The sequence below is a fragment of the Streptomyces sp. NPDC111520 genome (assembly GCF_055635295.1).
Genome location: NZ_JBVKBW010000001.1, coordinates 794294 through 816779, shown reverse-complemented (window position 1 = coordinate 816779; position 22486 = coordinate 794294). Strand labels below are relative to the sequence as shown.

Annotated in this window: 20 protein-coding genes and 2 tRNA genes; 7 read left to right on the top strand and 15 right to left on the bottom strand. The window is 73.3% G+C overall.

Going from position 1 to position 22486, the window contains the following annotated elements:
* The first annotated feature begins 77 nt into the window (after positions 1–77).
* Positions 78–1484, top strand: a complete 1407-nt coding sequence (locus ACZ7MY_RS03720) for a hypothetical protein (RefSeq protein WP_499599231.1) — start codon at positions 78–80, stop codon at positions 1482–1484.
* Here the strand turns inward: ACZ7MY_RS03720 and ACZ7MY_RS03715 are convergent.
* Both ACZ7MY_RS03715 and ACZ7MY_RS03710 read right to left on the bottom strand, forming a co-directional pair.
* A complete protein-coding gene (locus tag ACZ7MY_RS03715) occupies positions 1468–2430 on the bottom strand; it encodes a hypothetical protein (RefSeq protein ID WP_499599230.1) in 963 nt (320 codons plus the stop codon). The genes ACZ7MY_RS03720 and ACZ7MY_RS03715 overlap by 17 nt on opposite strands.
* Before the next feature lie 57 nt (positions 2431–2487).
* The gene (locus tag ACZ7MY_RS03710; protein ID WP_499599228.1) at positions 2488–3663 is read right to left on the bottom strand and encodes an ROK family transcriptional regulator; all 1176 of its coding nucleotides are present in this window, start codon (positions 3661–3663) and stop codon (positions 2488–2490) included.
* 47 nt (positions 3664–3710) lie between these two features.
* Between ACZ7MY_RS03710 and ACZ7MY_RS03705 the strand changes: the two genes are divergently transcribed.
* The gene (locus tag ACZ7MY_RS03705; protein WP_499599227.1) at positions 3711–4781 is read left to right on the top strand and encodes a Gfo/Idh/MocA family oxidoreductase; all 1071 of its coding nucleotides are present in this window, start codon (positions 3711–3713) and stop codon (positions 4779–4781) included.
* Positions 4782–4869: 88 nt separating this feature from the next.
* Here ACZ7MY_RS03705 and ACZ7MY_RS03700 read toward each other — a convergent pair whose 3' ends face one another.
* From ACZ7MY_RS03700 to ACZ7MY_RS03690, 3 genes are all read right to left on the bottom strand, one after another.
* On the bottom strand, positions 4870–5421 hold the full coding sequence (locus ACZ7MY_RS03700; protein ID WP_499599226.1) for an ATP-binding protein: 552 nt from the start codon (positions 5419–5421) through the stop codon (positions 4870–4872).
* Positions 5422–5550: 129 nt separating this feature from the next.
* Positions 5551–5904 carry an STAS domain-containing protein gene (locus ACZ7MY_RS03695; protein WP_499599225.1) on the bottom strand — a complete coding sequence of 118 codons (354 nt, stop codon included), beginning with the start codon at positions 5902–5904 and terminating at the stop codon, positions 5551–5553.
* Positions 5905–6405: 501 nt separating this feature from the next.
* Positions 6406–7146 carry a GAF and ANTAR domain-containing protein gene (locus tag ACZ7MY_RS03690; protein ID WP_499599223.1) on the bottom strand — a complete coding sequence of 247 codons (741 nt, stop codon included), beginning with the start codon at positions 7144–7146 and terminating at the stop codon, positions 6406–6408.
* A 172-nt stretch (positions 7147–7318) separates the two neighbouring features.
* On the opposite strand from ACZ7MY_RS03690, the gene ACZ7MY_RS03685 reads away from it, so the two are divergent.
* Positions 7319–8359 carry a glycoside hydrolase family 6 protein gene (locus ACZ7MY_RS03685; protein WP_499599373.1) on the top strand — a complete coding sequence of 347 codons (1041 nt, stop codon included), beginning with the start codon at positions 7319–7321 and terminating at the stop codon, positions 8357–8359.
* 21 nt (positions 8360–8380) lie between these two features.
* Here ACZ7MY_RS03685 and glxA read toward each other — a convergent pair whose 3' ends face one another.
* From glxA to ACZ7MY_RS03660, 5 genes are all read right to left on the bottom strand, one after another.
* The gene (glxA, locus tag ACZ7MY_RS03680) at positions 8381–10309 is read right to left on the bottom strand and encodes a radical copper oxidase GlxA (protein WP_499599222.1); all 1929 of its coding nucleotides are present in this window, start codon (positions 10307–10309) and stop codon (positions 8381–8383) included.
* Positions 10306–12108, bottom strand: a complete 1803-nt coding sequence (locus ACZ7MY_RS03675; RefSeq protein WP_499599220.1) for a glycosyltransferase family 2 protein — start codon at positions 12106–12108, stop codon at positions 10306–10308. Before ACZ7MY_RS03675 ends, glxA begins: the two co-directional genes overlap by 4 nt.
* Before the next feature lie 471 nt (positions 12109–12579).
* Positions 12580–14727: a SpoIIE family protein phosphatase gene (locus tag ACZ7MY_RS03670; protein WP_499599219.1), complete on the bottom strand. Its 2148-nt coding sequence runs from the start codon at positions 14725–14727 to the stop codon at positions 12580–12582.
* Positions 14728–14862: 135 nt separating this feature from the next.
* Positions 14863–14935 (bottom strand) — tRNA-Lys (locus ACZ7MY_RS03665).
* The gene (locus ACZ7MY_RS03660; RefSeq protein ID WP_499599372.1) at positions 14898–15134 is read right to left on the bottom strand and encodes a hypothetical protein; all 237 of its coding nucleotides are present in this window, start codon (positions 15132–15134) and stop codon (positions 14898–14900) included. Before ACZ7MY_RS03660 ends, ACZ7MY_RS03665 begins: the two co-directional genes overlap by 38 nt.
* On the opposite strand from ACZ7MY_RS03660, the gene ACZ7MY_RS03655 reads away from it, so the two are divergent.
* The 3 genes from ACZ7MY_RS03655 (at position 15133) to ACZ7MY_RS03645 (ending at position 16693) form a co-directional block, all read left to right on the top strand.
* A complete protein-coding gene (locus ACZ7MY_RS03655) occupies positions 15133–15483 on the top strand; it encodes a hypothetical protein (protein WP_499599218.1) in 351 nt (116 codons plus the stop codon). The two genes, ACZ7MY_RS03660 and ACZ7MY_RS03655, sit on opposite strands and share 2 nt — an antisense overlap.
* A 56-nt stretch (positions 15484–15539) precedes the next feature.
* The gene (locus ACZ7MY_RS03650) at positions 15540–15890 is read left to right on the top strand and encodes a hypothetical protein (RefSeq protein ID WP_499599216.1); all 351 of its coding nucleotides are present in this window, start codon (positions 15540–15542) and stop codon (positions 15888–15890) included.
* Positions 15891–16620: 730 nt separating this feature from the next.
* Positions 16621–16693 (top strand) — tRNA-Lys (locus tag ACZ7MY_RS03645).
* A 74-nt stretch (positions 16694–16767) separates the two neighbouring features.
* Here the strand turns inward: ACZ7MY_RS03645 and ACZ7MY_RS03640 are convergent.
* The 5 genes from ACZ7MY_RS03640 to ehuB form a co-directional block, all read right to left on the bottom strand.
* Entirely contained in the window at positions 16768–17523 is a 756-nt protein-coding gene (locus ACZ7MY_RS03640; RefSeq protein ID WP_499599214.1) for an IclR family transcriptional regulator, read from the bottom strand.
* A 214-nt stretch (positions 17524–17737) separates the two neighbouring features.
* Positions 17738–18547 (bottom strand): ectoine/hydroxyectoine ABC transporter ATP-binding protein EhuA, encoded by an 810-nt coding sequence (gene ehuA, locus ACZ7MY_RS03635; protein ID WP_499599212.1) that lies wholly within the window; start codon positions 18545–18547, stop codon positions 17738–17740.
* Positions 18537–19172: an ectoine/hydroxyectoine ABC transporter permease subunit EhuD gene (gene ehuD, locus ACZ7MY_RS03630; RefSeq protein WP_499599211.1), complete on the bottom strand. Its 636-nt coding sequence runs from the start codon at positions 19170–19172 to the stop codon at positions 18537–18539. Before ehuD ends, ehuA begins: the two co-directional genes overlap by 11 nt.
* Positions 19172–19870: an ectoine/hydroxyectoine ABC transporter permease subunit EhuC gene (gene ehuC, locus ACZ7MY_RS03625; RefSeq protein ID WP_499599370.1), complete on the bottom strand. Its 699-nt coding sequence runs from the start codon at positions 19868–19870 to the stop codon at positions 19172–19174. Before ehuC ends, ehuD begins: the two co-directional genes overlap by 1 nt.
* 27 nt (positions 19871–19897) lie before the next feature.
* Positions 19898–20815 (bottom strand): ectoine/hydroxyectoine ABC transporter substrate-binding protein EhuB, encoded by a 918-nt coding sequence (gene ehuB / locus ACZ7MY_RS03620; protein WP_499599209.1) that lies wholly within the window; start codon positions 20813–20815, stop codon positions 19898–19900.
* 141 nt (positions 20816–20956) lie between these two features.
* Here ehuB and ACZ7MY_RS03615 point away from each other — a divergent pair, with 141 nt between their 5' ends.
* Positions 20957–22441, top strand: a complete 1485-nt coding sequence (locus tag ACZ7MY_RS03615; RefSeq protein WP_499599208.1) for an NAD-dependent succinate-semialdehyde dehydrogenase — start codon at positions 20957–20959, stop codon at positions 22439–22441.
* Positions 22442–22486: the final 45 nt, after the last annotated feature.

Here is a 22486-nt window from a genome sequence, read left to right as displayed (position 1 = left end):
GGCGGGCGGCGGGAGTTGGGGGCCGCGGAGCAGGCTCTCCCCGCATTTCCGCAGCGATCTTGGAAGGGCGTCCACCGATGCTGTCCCGCTCCCGCACGGCCACCCTCGTCCCCGGCGCGGTCGCCACCGTGCTCGCCGCCACGATGGTGCCGCTCCTCGGCACCCCGGCGGGCGCCGCCTCGTACGGCACCCCGACGATCTCCCTGTCCGCCTCCTACCTCTCGGGCGCGGTCGGCGCGACCGCCGACCCGTCTGTCACGGTCACCGTCGCGCAGAGCGGCGCGGACGCCTCGGCGCTCACCGTCGCCGCCTCCGCCAGCACCAAGACCTCGGTCGCCGGCACCGGAGACGTGACCGTCACCGGCACCGCCGGCACCCGCACCCTCACGGTCGCCCCCCGGGCCCGCGGCTACGCCGACCTCACGGTCAAGGTGACCGGCCTCGGCGGCAAGACCGCCACCAAGACCCTGCACTTCGCCGCCTCCGCCGCCGTCACCCGCGCCGCCGACACCCGCTACACCACCGGCTCCAGCGACGCCTCCGCCGCCGTGGACGTCGGCGGCGGCTACATGGTCGTCGCCGACGACGAGAGCAACGTGCTGCGGCTGTACCGGCGCGACGGCTCCGGCGCCCCGGTGCGCACCTGGGACATCGGCTCCAAGGCCGGCGCCTCCTCCGAGATCGACATCGAGGCCGGCACGCGGGCGGGCAACACCATCTACTGGACCGGCTCCATGGGCAACAACAAGGACGGCGAGGTCAAGGCCGACCGCTCCACGCTCTTCGCCACCACCGTCACCGGCAGCGGCGCCGACACCCAGCTGGCCGTCTCCGGCTACTACGAGGGCCTGCGCGCCGACCTGATCGCCTGGGACAAGGCGAACGGCAACCGCTACGGCTTCGCCTCGGGCGCCGCCTCCGGCGAGATACCCAAGGCCGTCGACGGCTTCAACGCCGAGGGCATGGAGTTCGCGCCCGGCTCCACCAGCACCGCGTACATCGGCTTCCGCGCCCCGCTGGTGCCCCCGGCCTCCGGCGGCAAGGCCCTGCTGGTGCCGGTCACCAACCTCGACAAGCTGGTCGGCGGCAAGCCCAACACCTCCGTCCACGCCACCTTCGGCACCCCGGTCACCCTCGACCTCGGCGGCCTCAGCGTCCGCGACATCCGCCGCAACGCCGCCGGGCAGTACCTGATCCTGGCCGGCTCCTGGGCCGCCGACGACAACAGCGACCCGTACGCCCTGTACTCCTGGGACGGCAACGCCGGCAGCGCCCCCGTGAAGCTGCTCGACCTGCCCACCTCCGACCCGGGCGCCTGGGAGGCCGTCGTGGACGTCCCGGACCTCACCGCGGCCGGCGCCCGGGCGCAGCTGATGACCGACAACGGCGCCGCCGACCTGTACGGGGACGGCAAGGAGGCCAAGGACCTCAGCCACCCCGAGTGGCAGAAGTCCCGCAGCACCTGGTTCACCCTCGGCGGCTGAACCTCAGGGCCGCACCGCCCATGACCATGAGCACTCCGGCGCCCGTGAGCACCAGCGCGGGCGCCCGGTGCGGGTCGCCGGTGGCGGCGAGTTCCGGGACGGTCTCGCCGCCCTTGCCCGTCCCCGGGTGCCCCCCGGGTCCGGTGTCCGGCGCGCCGCCCGCGGAGGGCTCCCGCCCGGTCCCGGGCCCGCCGCCCGGCCCGCCGCCCGTGGAGGGATCCGGTGCCGGGGACCCGCCGGGCCGCGCGCCCGGCGTCTCGCCCGGTCCGGTGCCGGTGTCCCCGCCACCGTCCCCGTCCCCGCCGCCGTCCGGCCGCCCCTCCTCGCCGGTCCGGCCGGGGCGCGGGGACTGCGGCCCGGCCGGGGCGTGCCGGGACGGTACGACGTCGAAGTCGTAGCCGGTGGACTCCCCGACCCAGTCGCCGTCCTGGCCGCGCCGCTCCATGATCGTGGCGGACGCGGTGACCGGCCCGGCGGGTGTGTCCGCGGTGAAGCGCAGCCGCAGCGCGATCGTCACCTTCCGGCGCGGGGGGAGCGTGGTGCCCGGCCCGTGCGCGCCGCCCAGCACGGCGATGTTCTCGTCGTTGTCCGTGTGCTCGACGGCCACCGGCCGCCACGTGCGGTCCCGGGCGGTGTTCCCGGCCCCCGCGACGGACGTCGCCTTCCGGTACTCCAGGCGGATCTGCCCGGCCGTCAGTTTCCGTCCGCGGTCGACGAAGACGAGGACCGGGTGGACGTCGCGCAGCGGCCCGCGCGAGGTGTTCTCCAGTTCCACCCGGAACTCGCGGGGTCCGGCCCCCGCCGTGTAGACCGGTGGGCCGTCCAGCAGCCGGGCGTCGACCGGGAAGGGCTCCACGGGTGTCCGGGGGGCCGCCGCCACGACCGCGGCCGCCGCGACGGCCAGAGCGCTGCACCACCTCATGGGCAGCGAAGCTCTCACGGTCATCCGCTGATATCACCGCACGACGCGGCGCGGGCCCGCCCGCCGCACCCGTACGGGCGGCTAGCCCACCGCCGTCTGGCCGAAGAGCGGCGCCAGCGCCAGCAGCGCGGCCCCCTCGGCGACCACCCGCCGGCCCGCCGGCGCGACGGTGACCGGCACCGTACGGCCGGCCGCCCGCAGGGTGCGCGGGTCCATGGCGGCGGCCACCTCGCGCGCGAACAGCCCGGGGTCCGCCAGCACCGTACGGCCGCCGAGCACGACCCGGTCGATGTCCAGCAGGGAGACCAGGTTGGCGGCGCCGACGCCGAGCAGTCGCGCGGCCCCGGCGGTGTCGCCGCGGCCGACGGCGGCCAGGCACAGCGCCTCCAGGCAGCCCCGGTTGCCGCAGGCGCACTCGGGCCCGTCCAGGGCGACCGCCTGGTGGCCGAACTCGCCCGCGCCGGTGCGGGCACCGCGGTGCAGGGTGCCGTCCAGCACGAGGCCCGCGCCGAGCCCGGTGCCCAGGTGCAGGTAGCCGAACGAGTCCCCGGCGCCCGTTCCGCCCGGCCCCGGCCCGTCGTCTCCGCCCTCTCCGACGTACTCGCCCTCGGCGCCGGGCGGGAGCACGGCGAGCGCGGCGGCGTTGGTGTCCTTGTCCAGCACGACCGGCAGTCCCAGGTCCGCGGCCAGCGCGTCGCGCAGCGGGTAGCCCTCCCAACCCGGCAGGCCCGTGACGCGGTGCAGCACCCCCGCGGTGTGGTCGAGCGGGCCCGGGCAGGCGAGTCCGGCGCCGAGCACCGCCCCGTCCGCGCCGGGCGTGCCGCCGACGGTCTCCCGGACCTGATCCGCCACGGCTTCCAGCACCTCCCCGGCCGGGCGGCCGAGGTCCAGCGGGACGGTCCTGGCGTCCACCACGCCGCCCGCGAGGTCGGCGAGCACCACGGTCAGTTCGTCGCGGTCCAGGTGCACCCCGGCGGCGTAGCGGGCGCGGCGCGCCAGCCGCAGCAGGGTGCGCGGCTTGCCGCCGGTGGGGGCGCCCCGTCCCGCCTCGTCGACCAGTCCGTCGGCCCGCAGCCGCGCGGTGATCTTGCTGACCGCCTGCGGGGTGAGCCCGGTGCGCTCGGCCAGTTCCAGACGGCTGATGCCCGTGCCCCCGCCGGCCGTCGCGGTTCGCAGCAGGCCCAGCACGAGGGCGGCGTTGTGGCTGCGCAGCGCGGGCAGGTTGGCCCCGGAGATTCCCCTGTTCACGTTCCCCATTGTCGGCTTCCCTTGCACTTTGGCAACAGCGTTGCTTAAGTGGTCGCATGTCTCCCGCACCTCTTCGCGTCGGGCTGGTCGGCTACGGTCTGGCCGGCTCGGTCTTCCACGCCCCGCTGATCGCCACCACCGACGGCCTCGTCCTGGACACCGTCGTCACCAGCAACCCGGAGCGCCAGGCGCAGGCCCGCACCGAGTACCCGGACGTCCGCCTGGCCGGCACCCCGGACGAGCTGTGGAAGCGGGCCGGCGAGCTCGACCTGATCGTCGTGGCCTCGCCGAACAGGACCCACGTCCCGCTGGCGACCGCCGCCCTGGAGGCCGGGCTCGCGGTCGTCGTCGACAAGCCGGTCGCCGGCTCCGCGGCCGAGGCCCGCGCCCTCGCGGACCTCGCCGACGAGCGCGGCCTGCTGCTCTCGGTCTTCCAGAACCGCCGTTGGGACAACGACTTCCTCACCCTTCGCGGGCTGCTGGAGCGCGGCGAGCTGGGCGACGTGTGGCGCTTCGAGTCCCGCTTCGAGCGGTGGCGGCCGAGCCTGAAGGGCGGCTGGCGCGAGTCCGGCGACCCCGCCGAGGTCGGCGGTCTGCTCTACGACCTCGGCAGCCACCTCGTCGACCAGGCGCTCACCCTCTTCGGCCCCGCCGTCTCCGTCTACGGCGAGCTCGACGTGCGCCGCCCCGGCGCCCAGGTCGACGACGACGCCTTCGTGGCCGTCACCCACGCCGGGGGCGTCCGCTCCCACCTGTGGATGAGCGCCACGACCGCGCAGCTCGGCCCCCGCTTCCGGGTGCTCGGCAGTGCCGCCGGCTACGTCAAGCACGGTCTGGACCCGCAGGAGGCGGAACTGCGCGACGGCGCCCGCCCCGCGCCCGGCGCCGTGTGGGGCACCGAACCGGAGGCCGAATGGGGCGTGCTGGGCGCGGGCGACGACGTGCGCCCCGTGCCGACCCTGCCCGGCGACTACCCCGCGTACTACGCGGCCGTCGCCGCCGCCCTGCGTGACGGCACCGCCCCGCCGGTCACCGCCCGCGAGGCCGCCGACGCGCTCGCGGTCATCGAGGCGGCCGCCGTCTCGGCCCGCGAGGGGCGGACCGTGCGGCTCACCCCGGTGGTCTGACGGCACCTCCACGCCTCCCGCACCCCACGAGGGGTCACAGCGCCCGGCCCGCGGTCCGCTCCTCCCGGAGCCGCCGGCCGGGCGCTCCTCACCCTCGGGCGCCGGGACCGCGGGAGTGGTCCGGCGCGTCAGGGGAGAGACGGTGGGCCCGCCCCGGACCGCCCGGTTCGGGCAGCCGGGCGCGGAAGCGCACCAGCACCGCGCCGTCGGCCGTGTGGTGCACCTGCACCCCGTCCAGCGGCCCGCCCGTTCCCGTGCCGGTGCCGGTCAGCGTCCGGCACAGCCGGGTGGTCTCGTCCGGGGACGGCGGCTCCGCCGGCCCCTGCGCGGACCCGCCGGGCGGCCGGCCGTAACCGGTGTCGGTCACGCACACCGCACAACGGCCGCCGTCCACGCCCAGGGTGACGCGGAACCGGGGCGCCTGCCCGTAGGCGACGACGTAGCCGCAGGCGACCGCGACCGCCTCGGCCACCCGCTGCGCGGCGGGCCCGTACGCCAGGGTCTCCAGCGCCGCACCGCTCATCCGGGCGGCCAGGGCCTCGCCGCCGGGGGCGCGCCGCAGGGAGAAGGTCCAGGAGTCGAGTGCGGATCTGCGCGGATCGGACAGGGACAGTCGTGAGGAGGCCGCGAGCTTGGCCATGGCCGGACCACGTCCTGGAGGCGTAGGAGGCACTTCCGGCGACCGGGGTCCAGGGCCGCTCGGTCAGGCTAGAACACCTGAACGCGGCCGGGCTAGGGCGTGTTGGGGGCGCGTGGGTGGGCGCGCGCGTCAGCCGGTGGGCTCCGGCCAGTCCCGCAGGATGGTGAAGCACCGGGTCAGCCGGGTGGCCCGCAGCGTGCGCAGCGTGAACTCGTCCCGGCACACCAGCCGTACCCGCCCGGAGCGTTCCTCGGCGCGGCGCCGGGCACGTACCAGCGCCGACAGGCCGCTGCAGTCGATGAACTCCACCGGCCGCAGGTCCACCACGATGTCCGGGCGGCCGGCGCCGGTCAGCGCGTCCAGGGCGGCGGACACCCCGGGCGCGGTCAGCGCGTCCACGGCGCCGCCGAGCGTCACCAGGGTGCTGGACCCGTCGGTGCGCCGGTGGATCAGGGGCGTGGCGTCTGTGGCGTCGTCGGACATGGGACGTCTCCGGGAGCGGGAGCCTGGCGAGTGCGGCAGGGACGGGAACGGCACGGGACGCCACCGGGGTCCGGGGTGGTGGGCCCCACCCTATGCCCGGCGCCCCGGCACGGGCCCGGCCGAGGACGGACCCGGGGCCCGGCCGGGCGGGCCGCCGGCCGGCGCCGTGCCGAGCGGGGCCGCCGTGGCCGCGGACCGCGACCGGCCGCGAACCCGGAGGACGCGCGGGTGCGGCCGTTGACCTCCGGCGTCGTGCGGCTGGTCGACATGGGCGCGACGATCCCGGCCCGCGCCCGCGCCCGCGCCCCGGACCCGGACCCGTGTTCGGGGCGGGTCCGCACCGGGAGCCGGAACCGCCACTCCGGCACGGGTGTTCGCCCGCGCCGGCCACGGGCACCCCGCGCCCGGACGTCGTGGCCGGCCCCGTGGCGGCGGGTGGAGCCGCCGGCGCCGAGCACGCTCCCGGCCCCGGGGGTCACGTCCGCCGGAGGACGCCGCGCGTCAACCGCCGGGCCCCCGCAGGGCGTCGGAGTCCACCGCGCCGCCCACCACGCCCGCGGCCAGGTCCGCCAGCCGCACCCGGTGGGTGCGCGCGTACCGCCGCAGCGCCGTGAACGCCTCGTCCACACCGACGCCCCAGCGTTCCGCCAGCACGCCCTTGGCCTGCTCCAGCACGACCCGGCTGTCCAGCGCGGCCTGCAACTGGGCGGCCAAGGACTCCTGCCGCTGGCGGGCCCGTTCCTGGAGGATCCCGACGGCGGCGGCGTCCGCGAACGCCCGGGCCAGCGCCACGTCACCGCGCGGCGGATCGCCGGGCACCTCCCGGAACAGGTTGAGCGCCCCGATCACCTGCGCCCTGCGGCGCAGCGGCACGGCGTACGTCGCGAGGAAGCCCCGGTCGCGGGCGAGCGGGGCGAAGTGCGGCCAGCGGTCGTCGCAGCGCGCCAGGTCCGGGGCGGTGACCACGTCGGAACCCCGGTAGCACTCCAGGCACGGCCCCTCCTCCCGCTGCCGCCCGAGGAGTTCGCCCGCCCCGCCGCGGCCGGCCGCGGTCCGCAATTCCCCGCGGCCGTCGTCCAGCAGCAGCCCGGCCGCCGTCACGTCCAGCATCTCCACGCACCGGTCGGCCACCCGCTCCAGGAAGACGCCCACGTCGAAGTCGCCGTCCAGGGTGTCGGCGAACTCCACGAAGACCTCGGCGAGCCGCAGCTCGCGCGCACTGTGCGTCGGGTGCTCTGTCACGTACGGCTCCAGCCCTCGGCGGCCACGGCTTCGCCGGGGGATTCTGCCATGCGGACGAGACGCGGCATTCGACGGGAAAGTCGCGGACTGGCCCGATCCCAGGGCTCGTTGAGGGTTCGGTATGTCAGGATTGAGGATGACCGGTCTCGTCCCGCCATCCAAGGGGGAGTGGATGTTCGGCACCAACACCGGCCCGCTGCGCAGAGCGGCGTGCGCCGTGTCCGCCGCCGGACTCCTCTCCGTCGCCCTCGGCGGCTGCTTCGGCACCGGCAGGCCCGGGGGGCACCAGGACAAGGGCGGAGACGACCGGAGCAGCAGCCCCGCGAGCACGGCGGGGGCGCCGTTCTGGGTCAACCCCGACACGGCCGCGGCCCGGCAGGTGGCGCAGTGGCGCGCGGGCGGCCGGGAGGCCGACGCCGAGCTGCTGGAGAGGATCGCCGGCCGGCCCGTCGCCGAGTGGATCGGCCAGGACGACGCCGAGGCGCGGGCCAGGACCTACACCGAGTCCGCCGCCCGCGACGGCCGGGTGCCCGTGCTCGTGCTCTACAACATCCCGCACCGCGACTGCGGCCAGTACTCCCGGGGCGGTGCCGCCGACGGCGCCGCCTACCGCGCCTGGGTGGCCGAGGTCGCGGCCGGCATCGGCGACCGCGAGGCCCTGGTGGTGCTCGAACCGGACGCCCTCACCCACCTCGTCGACGGCTGCACACCGGCCGGGTTCCACGACGAGCGCTACGCCCTGCTGACCCACGCCGTGGACACCCTCGGCGCGCTTCCCCGCGCACGGGTCTACCTCGACGCCGGCAACTCCGGCTGGGTCAGCGACCCCGCGCGCCTGGCGGGCCCGCTGCGCGCGGCCGGCATCGCCGGTGCCGACGGCTTCGCCCTCAACACCTCGAACTTCTACACCACCGCCGCGAACACCGCTTACGGCAGGAAGCTGTCCGCCCGGCTCGGCGGCAAGCACTTCGTCATCGACACCAGCCGCAACGGCCGCGGCCCCCTCGACGGCGCCCACGACGAGGCCTGGTGCAACCCGCCCGGCCGCGGTCTGGGCACCCCGCCCACCACCGACACCGGCGACGGACTCGTCGACGCCTACCTGTGGATCAAGCGCCCCGGCGACTCCGACGGCACCTGCAAGGGCGGCCCGCAGGCCGGCGACTGGTGGCCCGAGTACGCCCTGGGGCTGGCCCGGCGCGCGGCCTCCTGACCGCGCGCCGGACCCCCGGCCTCAGGTCACCCGCACCCAGCGCGCCTCGGAGGGCGTGCCCTCGTCGTCGGTGACGACCAGCATGTACCAGCCCGGCGGCACGATCGACGGGTCCGCGGGGACGGTCACGCTCACCGTCCCCTCCCCCCGCCGCACGTCCAGCGCGATCGACCGCTGCTCCACGTCGGTGGCGTGGGTGACCGCGCTCGGCCGCATCAGCCGTGCCGTCTCGATGTGCTCCGCGTACGCCGTCCGGTACGTGGCCGTGCCACCGCGCCGGACGAGCGCCGGGCCCTCGCCGAGCGAGGGCCGGGAGTCCCGGTAGCGGTACGCCGGGGTGTAGACCTCGATCCGCTGCTCGAAGAAGCCCGGCTTGGTGTCGGCCGCGTCCCCGAAGAGCGGGTTGGACCCGAAGACCGCCACCCGGCCGTCGGGCAGCAGCAGCGCCTCGGAGTGGTAGTTGCGGCCCACCGACGGGTCGGCCGCCTCCCGGAAGGCGTTGTCCGCGGGGTCGTAGATCTGCGCCCGCAGGACGTCGCTGGCGCCGCGGCCCCGGTAGTCGCGGGAGCCGCCGGTGGTGAACACGGTGTCGTCGGGCAGGATCACCGTGTTCAGGTACCGGGTCGGCTCGGGCAGGTCGGGACCGGTCGTGTAGCGCGGGTCCGCGGCGTCCAGGTCCACCACGGCCGTGCGGGTGGTCGAGGAGTGCGACTCGCCGACCCCGCCGCCGCCCAGCACCATCACCTTCTGGTCCTGCGCGGGCGGCAGCAGCACCGAACCCGCGGTCTCCAGGTCCCCGGCGTCCTCCAGCCCGCCCACCGCGGTGAAGCGGTTGGTGCGCAGGTCCCACACACCCGGGACCCTGCCCTCGTCGGCCGGCCCGTACCCCGCGTTGGCGCCCGAGTAGAAGATCTTCCCGCCCTTCATCAGGAACAGCGCCGGGTAGGTGGGGAAGTAGCGCTCGGTGGTGTACGTCCACCTGCGGGTCCTCGGGTCGTAGACCTCGTTCTTGCCCGGCACGACCTGGCCGATGTCGTCCAGCCCGGAGACCGACAGCACCCGGCCGTCGGCGAGGGTGACCAGCGTCGGGTACCAGCGGGCCTCGTTCATCGGGTCGACCGGGACGTAGGCCTCGGCGACCGGGTCGAACTCGTAGGTCTCCTTGATCCCCTGGAAGTCCTTCTTGTCCAGGCCGAGCTTGGTGGCCAGCCCGTAGAGGTTCTCCCGGTCCTCGCCCGCGAGGCCCCTGATCCCGTACTGCGCCGCGGTGTTGACGATGCCCTTCTCGCCCTTGACCAGCGACTGCACGAAGACCCGTGCCTCGCTCGCGGTCACGGTGACCTCGCCGGTCCGGGCGTCGACCGTCTTCTTGGCGCGGGGCACGTTGACGGGGAACTCCGACCGGAAGGATCGGCCGTTCTCGTTGTTGACGAAGACCGTGCCCTTGGGGAAGTTCCGCGGCTCGTCCGGGTCCTCGTTCTTGATGAGCATCGCGCCGCCCGCCCGGTCCACGGCCTCCTTGAGCTTCTCGTAGCGGGCGGTGCCGCCGGCCACCAGCAGGGTGCCGTCGGCGAGCTGGGTGTGGCCGGCGCAGAACATGTCCTTGGGGGTGTCGACCTCCTTGAAGGAGTTCTCCACCGGGTCCCAGAGCACGCTCTTGAAGGACTTGGCCTTGAAGTTCCGCTCGTCGTTGCCGGAACCGGCGATCAGCAGCACCTTCCCGGTGCGCAGCAGCGCCGCGTGGATGGCGTTGATCCGGAACTCCTCGGGGACCTCGACGAGGTCCCAGTGGCCGTACGCGGCCTTGTACTCGGGCTGGTTGATCTTGTAGTCGTGGTACTTCGCGGCGGAGTAGCCGTAGATCGCGGGCGCGTTCATCCCGGCGAGCACCCCCACGGCCGTGCCCCCGACGGCGATCTTCCGCAGTCTGCGGCTGGGTCGGTAGCTCATCGGGCGGCGCTCCTGGCACGGACGAGGGACAGGGACCAGACGGCGACCGGTGCCAGCGCCAGGACGAACGCCAGCGTCGCCCAGGTGCGCATCGCCACGTGGGTGTGGCCGTTGAAGAAGCTGGCGGCGAGCGAGCCGCCGAAGACGAGCAGCCAGAACAGGTGGATGCGGAAGGTGGACAGCAGCCGGTCCGGGCTCGCGGAGTCGCCCTTGGGCGTGACCACGAACCCGCTCTTGCGCCGCAGCACCGCGTCCATCAGCGAACGGGCGTAGATCGGCGCGGACAGCGCCGACATCACCATGCCCGCCGCACCCGAGGAGCCCTCCGGCTCGTGGGGGCTGACGTTGTGCCGCCGGTTCCACACGTACAGGCCGATCTGCAGCGCCGCGGCGTCGCTGTAGAGCATCATCCAGACCTCGGAGTCGATCTGGATGCCGGAGGCGCCCAGGCCGAGGAAGAGCGCGCAGCTGAGGCCGCCCAGCACCCAGTTGACGGCCGTCATCGGGTAGTAGACGACCATCAGCGTGTAGTTGAGCAGGCGCCCCGGGGAAAGGGTGAACGGAACCTTCCAGAACTGCTTGATGAGCGTCTCGTAGGTGCCGCGGCTCCAGCGCAACTGCTGGGTGAAGAAGTCGGTCCAGGAGGTCGGCCCCTCGCCGACGGCGAGCACGTCCGGGGTGTAGACCGAGCGCCATCTGCGGCCGGTGGCGGGGTTGCGGTGCCGGTGGAGTTCCAGGCCGGTGGCCATGTCCTCGGTGATGGAGTCGTACAGCCCGCCGACGCCCTTGAGGGCGCTGACGCGCACCGCGTTGTTGGTCCCGACGAACATGGGGGAGCCGTAGCGGTTGCCGGCCCGCTGGATGAGCGCGTGGAAGAGGAACTGCTGGCTCTCGGCGGCCTTGGTGACGGCGCTGTCGTAGTTGCCGTAGACCTGCGGCCCGACGACGAAGGCGATGTCCGGGTCGCGGAAGTAACCGAGCATCCGCTCCAGGAAGTTGGGGAGCGGGACGTGGTCGGTGTCGACGGAGGCGAAGAAGTCGTAGTCGTCGCCGTGGGCGTCGAGCCAGGCGTTGTAGTTGCCGTGCTTGGTGCGGGCGCGGAAGGTGCCGCTGGGCCGGTTCCAGCGTTCGACGCCCTTGCGGGTGAAGTGGCGTACGTTCAGGCGCTCGCAGAGGCGCTTGACGTCGGGGTCGTCCCCCTCGTCCAGGAGCCAGACGTGCAGTGTGCCGCGGTGCCGCAGGCGGACCGCGGCCTCCAGGGTCGCCCGCACCATCGCCAGGGGCTCCTTGCCCGGCACGAAGGTGGTCACGAAGGCGACCTTGCTGCCCTTCTCCGGGACCACGGGTACCGGATCGCGCGCGACGAGCGTCGCGTGGGCGTTGGACGTCACGTTGATCAGCCGGAAGAGCTCGATCAGGCCGATGGATATCAGCATCACGGCGTCGCAGGCGACCATCCAGCCCGGCGCGTTCTCCCTGCGGGTCCAGTGGGCCGGCTGCATCAGCCAGACGAGCAGCACCGCCGAGAGCACCGGGGCCGCGCCGAGCAGCAGCGCCGCGCGTATCCGGTGGGGCTCCTCGGAGAGCAGGCTGCGGTACTTCACCCGGTACGGGACGCCGGGCTCCGGCTCCGTGAGCGGGCCCGCGAGTCTGCTGTAGTGCTCGTAGTCGTACCGGGGCGCGGCCGCGCCGGGGTCCGGCCGGGACGGGCCGGGACGGGACTGCTGGGGTATGACGGGCACGGCTGTGCCGGCCCTGGGGTCGGTCGTGTACTGCTGGGCGCCGGGTGTCGGCGGCATGTGGATGCTCCCCCCGAAGCATGTCGCGCCGCTGTCGCGGCGGTGTCGGCGCCCCGGGCGCTGCGGCCCCCCGCCCCCGGGGCATGCGTGGGCGTTCTGTGGCCTCCGGGTCGCGTGAGGCCGGCCATGACTCGTCAACGACCGGACGACCGTGAGGTAACGCCTGAATTCACCCCCCTTGCCCCCTGAGGGCCCTCCCCAGGGCCCCACACGAAAAGCCGCCGAAACGGACCCTTTCGTTCACCGGTAAGGGCGCATAGGTCCGTTTGGCGCATACATGTCCTGCGGTCCCAGCGTCCCTGAATGCCCGTCTTGATCGCAAGGTGTGAAACGAGTTGTTAACCGGTCGTATGAGCGATTTGGTCCGGTTGTGCGCGGGTGACCAGCGGCAGGACCACGGACGGGGAGGCGTGGACCGGGAAGTGTGGACCGGGAAGTGTGGACCGAGTACCGCGAGCCGGGAACCGCGGCTCAGCTCCCGCCGGCCGCCTCGAAGCCGGGCGGCTCGTCGTCGGCCTGTTCGTCGTCGCCCGCCGCCGGTGCCCCCATCCGGGCCAGCAGCAGGGCGACGTCGTCGTCGGGTGACTGCATCCGGGCGCCCAGGACGACGTCGCAGGTGTCCTCCAGCGAGCGGTTGCGGCTCTTGAGCTTGAGCGCGCGCATCAGCGTGCGCAGCCCCACGTCGATGGACTGCCGGCGGTCCTCGACCAGCCCGTCGGTGAACAGCGCCAGCAAGGTGCCTTCGGGGAGCTTGCGCTCCACCGTGCGGAAGCGGATGCCGCCGACGCCCAGCGGCACCGCGCTGGGCAGGTCGATCAGCTCGGCCCGACCGCCGGGCGGCACCAGCACCGGCGGCAGGTGCCCGGCGGTGGCGAACTGGCAGCGGCCGGTCGCCGGGTCGCAGACGGCGTAGACGCAGGTGGCGATGAAGTCGCCCTCGGCACTGCCGGTGATGTTGTCCAGGTGCGCCAGCACCTCGTGCGGCGGCAGGTCGAGCCGGGAGAAGGCCCGGGTCGCCGTCCGCAGCTGGCCCATGATCGCGGCCGCGTGGAGGCCCTTGCCCATCACGTCGCCGACGATCAGCCCGACCTTGCCGTCCCGCAGCTGCAGGACGTCGTACCAGTCCCCGCCGACCTCCCGGACGGCGGGGATGTAGCGCGCGGAGATCTCGATCCCGTCCACGCGCGGTGGCTCGTGCGGCAGCAGGCTGCGCTGCAGGGTGAGGGCCGCGTTGCGCTCGCCCGCGTAGAGCCGGGCGTTGTCGATGGAGATCGCGGCCCGGGCGGCCAGTTCCAACGCCAGGGTCCGGTCCTCGTCGTCGAAGGGCTTCTGGTTGCGGGTGCGGAACATCCCCACCGCCCCCAGCACCTCGCCGCGGGCGATCAGCGGCGCGGCGAGGTAGGAGTGCGCCCCCGCCCGTTTCAGCTGGGCGGCGGCCCGTTCGTCGCGGGCTATGCGGCGCAGCATGCGGCTGCTCACCCGGTGCACGACCACCGGCAGGCCCTCCCGCACGATCTTGGTGATCAGCCGGTCGTCGGGGTACCGGGCCAGCTCGCCGACCGGGTCGACGGCGCCGATCGCCTCGCCGGACTCGGCGGCGGCGACGGCCAGCGCCCGGAACTCGGCCGACTGCTGGGCGCGCACCTTGGGCACCGGGCCGCCGCGCAGCACCTCGTCCAGCACGTCGACGGTGGCGATGTCGGCGAGCGTCGGCACCACCACCGAGGCCAGCTCCCGTGCGGTCTGCTGCAGGTCCAGCGTGGTGCCGATCCGGGTGCCGGCCTCGGCGATCACCGCGAGCCGGCCGCGGGCCTCGGCGATCTCCTCGGCCGCCTGGTGGCGCTCGGTGAAGTCCGCGATCGACGCGGCCAGGCCCAGCACCCGCCCGGTGGGGTCCTGGATCCGGTAGTACGAGACCGACCAGGCGTGGTCGTGCTCCTGGTCGGCGTAGGTCCGCACCACCGTCTCCAGGTCCAGCAGCGGCTCCCCGGTCTCCAGCACCTGCCGCATCCGGGCCTCCATCGCCCGGAACTCCGCGCCGGGCGAGATCTCCCGCACCCCGCGCCCGATCATGGCCGCGGCGGGCAGGCCGTGCAGTTCCTCCATGGCCCGGTTGACCCGCACGATCCGCAGGTCGGTGTCGAAGACGGCGAGCCCGATCGGGGACTGGTCGACGAGGCTGGCGGACAGCGCCATGTCCGTCTCCACGCGCCGCACCGTGGAGAGGTCGGCGCCCAGGCCCAGGGCGTAGACGCCGCCGTCCACGTCGTGCATCCGCATGTTGCGGAACTCCACGTCGCGGGTCGTGCCGTCGGCGTGCACGATCGGGAACACGCCCTGCCAGATGGCACCCGCCCTGACCTGCTTGAACAACTCGGTGACCAGCTCCAGCTTGTCCGGCGCCACCAGCAGCAGACCGGCGTTCTGGCCCAGCGCCTCGGCCGCCGAGTAACCGAACAGACGCTCGGCCTCCGGGCTCCACAGCACGATGTGACCGGTCCGGTCCAGCACCATCGCCGCGACCTGCAGCAGGTCGAGCAGACCCCCGGGCGAGGCGGCCCCTGGACTCGGCCGGGCCTCCCTGCCCGTGCCGGGCGGCGGCGGATCGTGCGCGCGCATGGCCTCCTCGTGAGCCCCCGTAGAGCTCTCACATCATCGTTACGGGATATTTTCGCACCGAGTCACCCGGGACGCCGCCCTTGCCGCACAAATGAGCGAGGGCGCCCTTCCCGTAGGAAGGACGCCCTCTCGCTGTGCGCCGCCAGGGACTCGAACCCCGAACCCGCTGATTAAGAGTCAGCTGCTCTGCCAGTTGAGCTAGCGGCGCTCACCGACAGAGAGGATCCTACCGGACCTGTGGGGGTGCTCCCGACCACGTCGTCCAGGAGCGTGGGGTCGTCGTCCAGCCATCCGAGGCGGACCATCTTCACCCCCGCCTGGAACCGGCTGTCCGCCCCTATCTGCTGCATCAGCTCGGCCACTATCCGCCGTACCGTCCGGTCGGACAGGCCCAGCTTCCGGCCGATGGCCTCGTCCGTGAGCCCGGAGGCGAGCAGCCGGACGACCTCCCGGTGCCGTGCGGCAGGGGCGGCGCCGACGTCGTCGGTGAACAGGTCCGAGGCCGCGGCCCAGCAGTGCTCGAACATCTGCCGCAGCACGGCCACCATGGCGGGGCTTCGCAGCACCATGGCGGAGCCCGAGTTGCCGTCGCCGCCGCCCTCGTCGAGCCCGAGCGCCGGCACGACGGCGAGCGTGTGGTCCACGATGATCATCTTCATCGGGAGCGTCGCGGTGGTGCGCACCTCGCCGCCGTCGTTCACGAAGGTCCGCAGATGCGTACGGATGTTCGGAACCGCCGCCGCGGTCGCCAGGTAGATGGACCGCTGGCGGACGCCGCGGCTGAGCGCGTCGCGGTTGCGGGAGTCGCCCAGGTGTTCCTCCTGCACGCTCGCGTGCATCGAGAGGATCTCGGTGGTGACGGTGCTGGCCGCCTCGTCCAGGATCGCCGCTATCTGGGCGGGCTGCGCGGCCACCTCGATGCGTGCCTCAGCGAGTTGGCGCATGTGCACGGGCTGGAAGTCGGCCGCCACGCGGCTCAGGGCGGTGTGGGCGCTCGTGATCGTCTGGACCAGGTCCTCGGTGCGCCGGCGGCTGCCCTCGATCAGCTGGGCCATCGCCGTCGCGGGGGAGTGTACCGACCAGCCGCTGCGGGAGGACGGGAACTGCGCCGCGAGTCCCAGGTCCGCCAGGCAGTGCACCGCCGCTTCCAGTTCCGCGCGTGACCATCCGGTGAGAGCACAGACACTTTCGGGCGCCCAGTCGGCGTCGGCAAGCGCCAAGGCGTAGAGTTCCTGCGCCCGGGCGCGCAGAAGGTCGTCGGTCACTGCTCGCACCCCCAATGCTTCACGTCACCCCCGGCTTCGATCAGGTTAAGGGGCGGGGCTCGTGTATGGACCCTTCGGGGCCCATCCGGTCCCATGTGTCCGCATAGGGCCATGTCCGAATCCGGAACGCGAAAACTACAGACCAGCGGCCCGGCGTCCGACAGAATTCAGTCAGTCGTACGGTTCCCCCAGACCGGACCGGCACCCCCAACCAGCAATACCCCAGCTCACACCCCCAGGACAGGTCTGCCATGTCATCGATTCGTCGCAACGCCCTCCGTGTAGTTCTGGGCGTCGTCGCCGCCATCTCATTGGGGTTGATCGGCGCGACCACTGCTTCGGCGCAGCCCGCTGCGCAAGGCGACATCGTCTGGGCGGCTCCCAACGACATCGTCTGGTAGCCGACCGGCGGGCAGTACCCCCAAAGACAACAACACCCCCCAAATAAGCCACACCCCCTCCCCCCACGCTGATGGGCCCGGCATACCTCCCCCCTCTTGCCGGGCCCTTCAGCATGCCCGCGTGACGGGCGTCCGTGCGGGAGTTCGGCGAGGGGACCCGGTCCGGCCCCGGGGCCGGCGGGCGTGGTCATGAGCACCCCCCGGGACCCCGTATGATTGTCCTGCACGCGCCGCTAGCTCAACTGGCAGAGCAGCTGACTCTTAATCAGCGGGTTCGGGGTTCGAGTCCCTGGCGGCGCACAGCGAGAGGGCGCCCCTCCTCCGGGAGGGGCGCCCTTCGTCGTGGTCCGGTCGGGTGCGCGGTCGTCGCGGCCTCAGAGGGCCAGTGAGAGCAGCACCGGCGCCGCGCGCTCGTTGAGGGTGTCGGCCGCGCCCTTGAGGCGGTGGGCCTGGGTGACGGGCAGGGAGAGGGCGAGGCAGCCGACCGCCTTGCCGACGGTGATCGGGATCGCGGCGCAGACCGTGCCGATCGCGTACTCCTGGATGTCCAGGGTCGGGGTGCTGGCCGGCTGGCTCTCCAGCTTGGTCAGCAGCAGCTTCTCGCTGATCGTCGTCTTGGAGGTGAGCCGTACCGTCTTGTGCCGGGACAGGTGGTCGCGGCGTCCGTTGTGGTCGAGTTGGGTGAGCAGGCACTTGCCGACCGCGCTGGCGTGGGCGGCGAAGCGGAAGTCCACCCACTCGTTGACCTTGGGTGCCGCCGGGCCGTCGGCGAAGTCGACGATCTTGACCTCGCCGTCGTCGTAGCGGCTGAAGTAGACGGCCGCGCCGACCTCGTCGCGCAGGGCCGTCAGGATCTTCTTGATCTTCTCGCCGAGGGCCAGGTCGCGGCTGGCGCTGCCCAGCAGGACCAGCGACTCCCCGACCGCGTACCCGCCGCCGGGCAGGGCGTTGAGGTAGCGCTCGCGGTTGAGCATCGCGAGGAGTTGGCCGAGGTAGGCGATGGGTACCCCGATTTCGCGGGCGAGCTGCTCGGCGGTGACGCCGTTCCTGTGCTTGTCCACGGTCTCGAGCACGCGCAGCGCGTGCTGGACCGCGTAGACCGGCGCGACCTGTCGGTGCTCAAGCGCCACGGTGTCCCCCTACAGGTGTGACCGTTTGCGTCCTTGCTGTAGCTGCTGGTCACGGCTGCCGGGCACGACGGGCGGCCCGGCAGCTGGGCCGGATTCCACGATAGCCTCAATGTTGTTTGCAGTAGAGCCCGTTGGAGCTTTCCGTACGGGGCCTCAGGCGTATACGCAGGAACGCGCCACTCTGGCATATGCCAAGGGCACGGACCAATTTTCCTCAGAGCACCGCACCGAGGAATTCCCGGGTCCTGGCGTGCTCCGGGGAGCCGAAAATCCGCTCCGGCGGACCCGACTCGACGACCCGGCCGCCGTCGAACATCAGTACGCGGTCCGAGACGTCCCGGGCGAACCCCATCTCGTGGGTGACGCAGAGCAGTGTGATGTCCGTGTCGCGGGCGATGTCCCTGAGCACGTCCAGCACACCGGCCACCAGTTCGGGGTCGAGCGCCGAGGTCACCTCGTCCAGCAGCAGGATGTCGGGCCGCATCGCCAGCGCCCGGGCGATGGCGACGCGCTGCTGCTGGCCGCCGGAGAGCCGGGTGGGGTGGGCGTCCTGCTTGTCGGCGAGCCCCACCAGTTCCAGCAGCCCGCGGGCGCGCTCGGCGGCCTCGTCGCGGTCCATGCCGAGGACGTGCACCGGGGCCTCGGTGACGTTGTCCAGCACCTTCATGTTCGGGAAGAGGTTGAAGTGCTGGAACACCATGCCGATCCGGCGGCGCGTGGCGCGCAGGTGCCGCTCGTCGGCCGGCACGAGGCGCCCGCCGCGGCCCGGCATGTGGGAGAAGGGCGTGCCCTCCACGTGGATGACGCCCTCGGTGACCCGCTCCAAGGTCATCAGCAGCCGCAGGATGGTCGTCTTGCCGGAACCGCTCGGGCCGATCAGCGTGACGCGCTCCCCGCGGCCGACCTCCAGGTCGAGGTGGTCGAGCACGGTGTTCTCCCCGTACCGCTTGACCACCCGGTCGAAGCGGACGGCGGGCGCCGTGGGCGGGGACCCGGCGGGGACGGTGGACTCTTCAGTGAGCAAGGCGCTTCTCCAGCTTCCGCATCAGGATCGAGGTGGGGCAGCTCGCGACCAGGAAGACCACGGCCGCGATGGTGAACGCCTCCAGGTAGGCGAAGTGGTCACTGCCGAAGCGGTTCGCCTCGTGCACCATCTCGTCGACGGTGATGACCGAGAGGAAGGGCGTCTCCTTGAACATCGAGATCACGTAGTTGCCGAGGGCGGGCACGATCTTCCGCACCGCCTGCGGCAGCACCACGGCGGACCAGGTGCGCGCCCGCGGCAGCGACAGCGCGACGGCCGCCTCCCACTGCCCCCTCGGCACCGCGTCGATGCCCGCCCGGTACACCTCCGAGGTGTACGTCGCGTAGTGCACGCCGAGCACGGTGATCCCGATCACCAGCGGGTCCAGGCCCGGCACCAGCACCCAGACCGCGAAGAGCTGGATCATCACCGGCGTCGAGCGCACGAACTCCACGGCCGCCCGCAGCGGCAGCGTCACCCAGCGGCCGGCCGCGCGCCGCAGCACCGCGATCCCCAGTCCCAGCACGACGGCGAGCGCCGAGCCCAGCACCGTGGCCAGCAGGGTGACCCCGAAGCCGCGCAGGATCAGCGGCAGGCCCTCGCGGGCCGTCTCCCAGCTCCACATCAGGCCCGACCTCCCGCCGGTTGCCCGAGCCGCGCCTTGGCCACGGACTCCAGGCCGTTCACGGCCAGCGTCAGCGCGTACGCCAGGACGAAGTAGACGACCAGGAGCAGCAGGTACGCCGTCGCGGTGTCACCGGTGGTCGAACGGAGCTGGTCCATCTGGAAGGTGAGGTCCGAGATGGTGATCAGCGACATCAGGGGCGTGCACTTCAGCAGCTGGATCAGCAGGTTGCCGAACGGCGGGATCATCTGCGGCCAGGCCTGCGGCAGGACCACCAGGCGCATCCGCTGCCAGGGCGTCATGCTCAGCGCGACCGCCGCCTCCCGCTGCCCGGCGGGCACGGCGTCGAGGGCGCCCCGGACGACCTCCGAGCCGTACGCCCCGTAGTTGAGCCCGAAGGCGACCACGGCACAGGCGAGCGGCACGAGCTTGAAGCCGAGGATCGGCAGCGCGAAGAAGAGCCAGAACATCTGGACGTACAGCGAGGTACCGCGGAAGAACTCCACGACCACCCGGGCCCCGCCGCGCACGAGCAGCCGCCGCGAGCGCGCCATGAAGCCGAGGACGAAGGCGAGCAGCAGCGCGAGTGCCGCGCCCAGGACGGTGGCCTGCACGGTGACCCACAGGCCGGCCCCCAGGCTCGGCAGGGAGTGCGTGAACTCCGTGAGGCCGGAGAGGGGTTCACCGGCGCGGAGCAGGTACGGGGACGAGGACAAGGCGCCGCCTCAGGCCTTGCACAGCTGTGCGGTGCGCAGGGTCGCCGGCGGCACCTCCGCCTTGGTGAAGCCGTACTTCCCGATGAGGGACGTGTAGCGGCCGGGGTCGGCGGTGATCTTCCCCAGCTCCTTGTTGAACGCGTCGCGCAGTGCGGTCGCGTCCTGCCGGAACACCGCGCCGCCCGGGCTGTACTGCTTGCGGCCGCCGACCACCGGCAGGAAGGGGTCCAGCACCTCCACCGCGGCGCCGTCGTTGGTGCGGGCCAGCCAGCGCAGCGAGATCCCGGTCAGGGCGAAGGCGTCGATCCGCCCGGCGAGCAGCGCGTCCACCCCGTCCTGCTGCTTGGCCAGGGACTTCACCGAGGTCAGCGGCACTCCCGCGGCGTCCGCGTAGTCCGCCTCGACCGCCGCGCTGAGCACGCCGACGGTGGCCTTCTCGCGGGCGCAGGACACCAGGTCGCTCAGGCCCTTGGGGTTGCCCTCGCGGACCATCAGCGCGGTCGGCGAGACGAACTCGGGCTCCGAGAAGATCACCTTTCTGCACCGGTCGGGCGTGATCGCCATCCCGGCGCTGACCACGTCGAAGCGGTCGGCGGTCAGGCCCGGTATGAGCGCTCCGAAGTCGGTGAGCGTCGGCCGCAGTTCCGGTACGCCGAGCGCCGTGAAGATCTCCCGGTGGAGGGTGGGCGCCTCGCCGGCCAGCTCGTTGCCGTCCCGGTACCCGTAAGGGGCCTCGCCCGCGAACCCGACCCGGACGTACCCCTGCTTCCTCAGCCTGGCCAGCAGGTCGCCGTCGCCGGTGGGCGCGCCGGTGCCCACCTGGGTACGGCTGCAGGCCGCCAGCAGCCCCGGGACCGCGGCGAGACCGCCGACGGCCGCGGTACGGGAGAGGAAACCCCTGCGGGACAGTGAACTGCGCTCCGACATGAACCAGACCTCCGGTAGTTCGCTTCCGTGCGGCGCGGTGATCGCACGAGGGCCGCGCCTACCCCGGCGCACCGGGGGCATTCATGCGAATCTGGTGGGGTACCCGATGTCCGGAACGTCCGCGAGAGGCAGGGAGCTGCCATGAGCGACAGCACCGAAGGGAACGGCAAGCGCGAGCAGCTGGTCGTCGAGCGGGTGCCGAAGGCACTGCTCGTCGGCGGCCGCTGGCGGCCGGCGAGCGACGGGCGCGAGTACGAGGTCGAGGACCCCTCCACCAGGCGGTCGCTGTGTGCCGTGCCGGACGCCGGGGCCGAGGACGCCGAGGCGGCGATGGACGCCGCGGCCGCCGCGCAGGAGGGATGGGCGGCCACGGCGCCGCGCGAGCGCGGGGAGATCCTGCGCCGGGCCTACGAGCTCATCGTGGAGCGGCAGGACGAACTCGCCCTGCTGATGACCCTGGAGATGGGCAAGCCGGTCGCCGAGTCGCGCGGCGAGGTCCTCTACGCCGCCGAGTTCTTCCGCTGGTTCTCCGAGGAGGCGGTGCGGATCGAGGGCGGCTGGCGCACCGCGCCCGACGGCAACGGCCGGATCTGGGTGATGCGCCGCCCGGTGGGCCCGGCGCTGCTGATCACCCCGTGGAACTTCCCCATGGCGATGGGCACCCGCAAGATCGGCCCCGCCGTCGCCGCGGGCTGCACCATGATCGTCAAGCCGGCCCACCAGACGCCGCTGTCGATGCTCGCCCTCGCCGAGGTCCTCGGGCAGGCCGGGCTGCCGGACGGCGTGCTCAACGTGCTGACCACCTCACGCCCCGCGGAGATCAGCGACCCCCTGACGCGGGACCCGCGGCTGCGCAAGCTCTCCTTCACCGGTTCCACGGGCGTCGGGCAGAAGCTCATCGAGCTGAGCGCGCGGCAGGTGCTGCGCACCTCCATGGAGCTGGGCGGCAACGCCCCCCTCATCGTCTGCCGGGACGCGGACCTGGAGAAGGCCGTGGAGGGCGCGGCCATCGCCAAGATGCGCAACATCGGCGAGGCCTGCACGGCCGCGAACCGGATCTACGTCCACCGCGAGCTGGCCGAGGCCTTCACCGGGCGGCTCGCCGAGAAGCTCGGCTCCATGGTCGTCGGCCGCGGCACCGAGCCCGGCACCCAGGTCGGCCCGCTCATCGACGGCGCGGGCCTGGACAAGGTGGACCGCCTGGTGCGCGACGCCGTGACGGCCGGGGCCCGCGCGGTCACCGGCGGCGCCCCGCTCTCGGACCGCCCCGGCTACTTCTACCCGCCGACCGTGCTGGCCGACGTGCCGCCGGACGCGGCGATGCTGCGGGAGGAGGTCTTCGGCCCGGTCGCGCCGGTCGTCACCTTCGAGGACGACGACGAGGCGATCCGGCTGGCCAACGACACCGTGTTCGGCCTGGTCGGCTACGTCTTCACGGAGAGCCTGCGGCGCGGGATCCGCTACGCCGAGGAGCTGGAGACGGGCATGCTCGGCCTCAACAAGGGCGTGGTCTCCACGCCCGCGGCGCCCTTCGGCGGCGTCAAGCAGTCCGGGACCGGACGCGAGGGCGGCGCTGTCGGGATCGACGAGTACCTGGAGATCACGTACGTGGCCGTGGACGTCTAGCGGAGCCGTGCCGAGCGCGCGGACGGACGGTACGGCCGGGGCGTG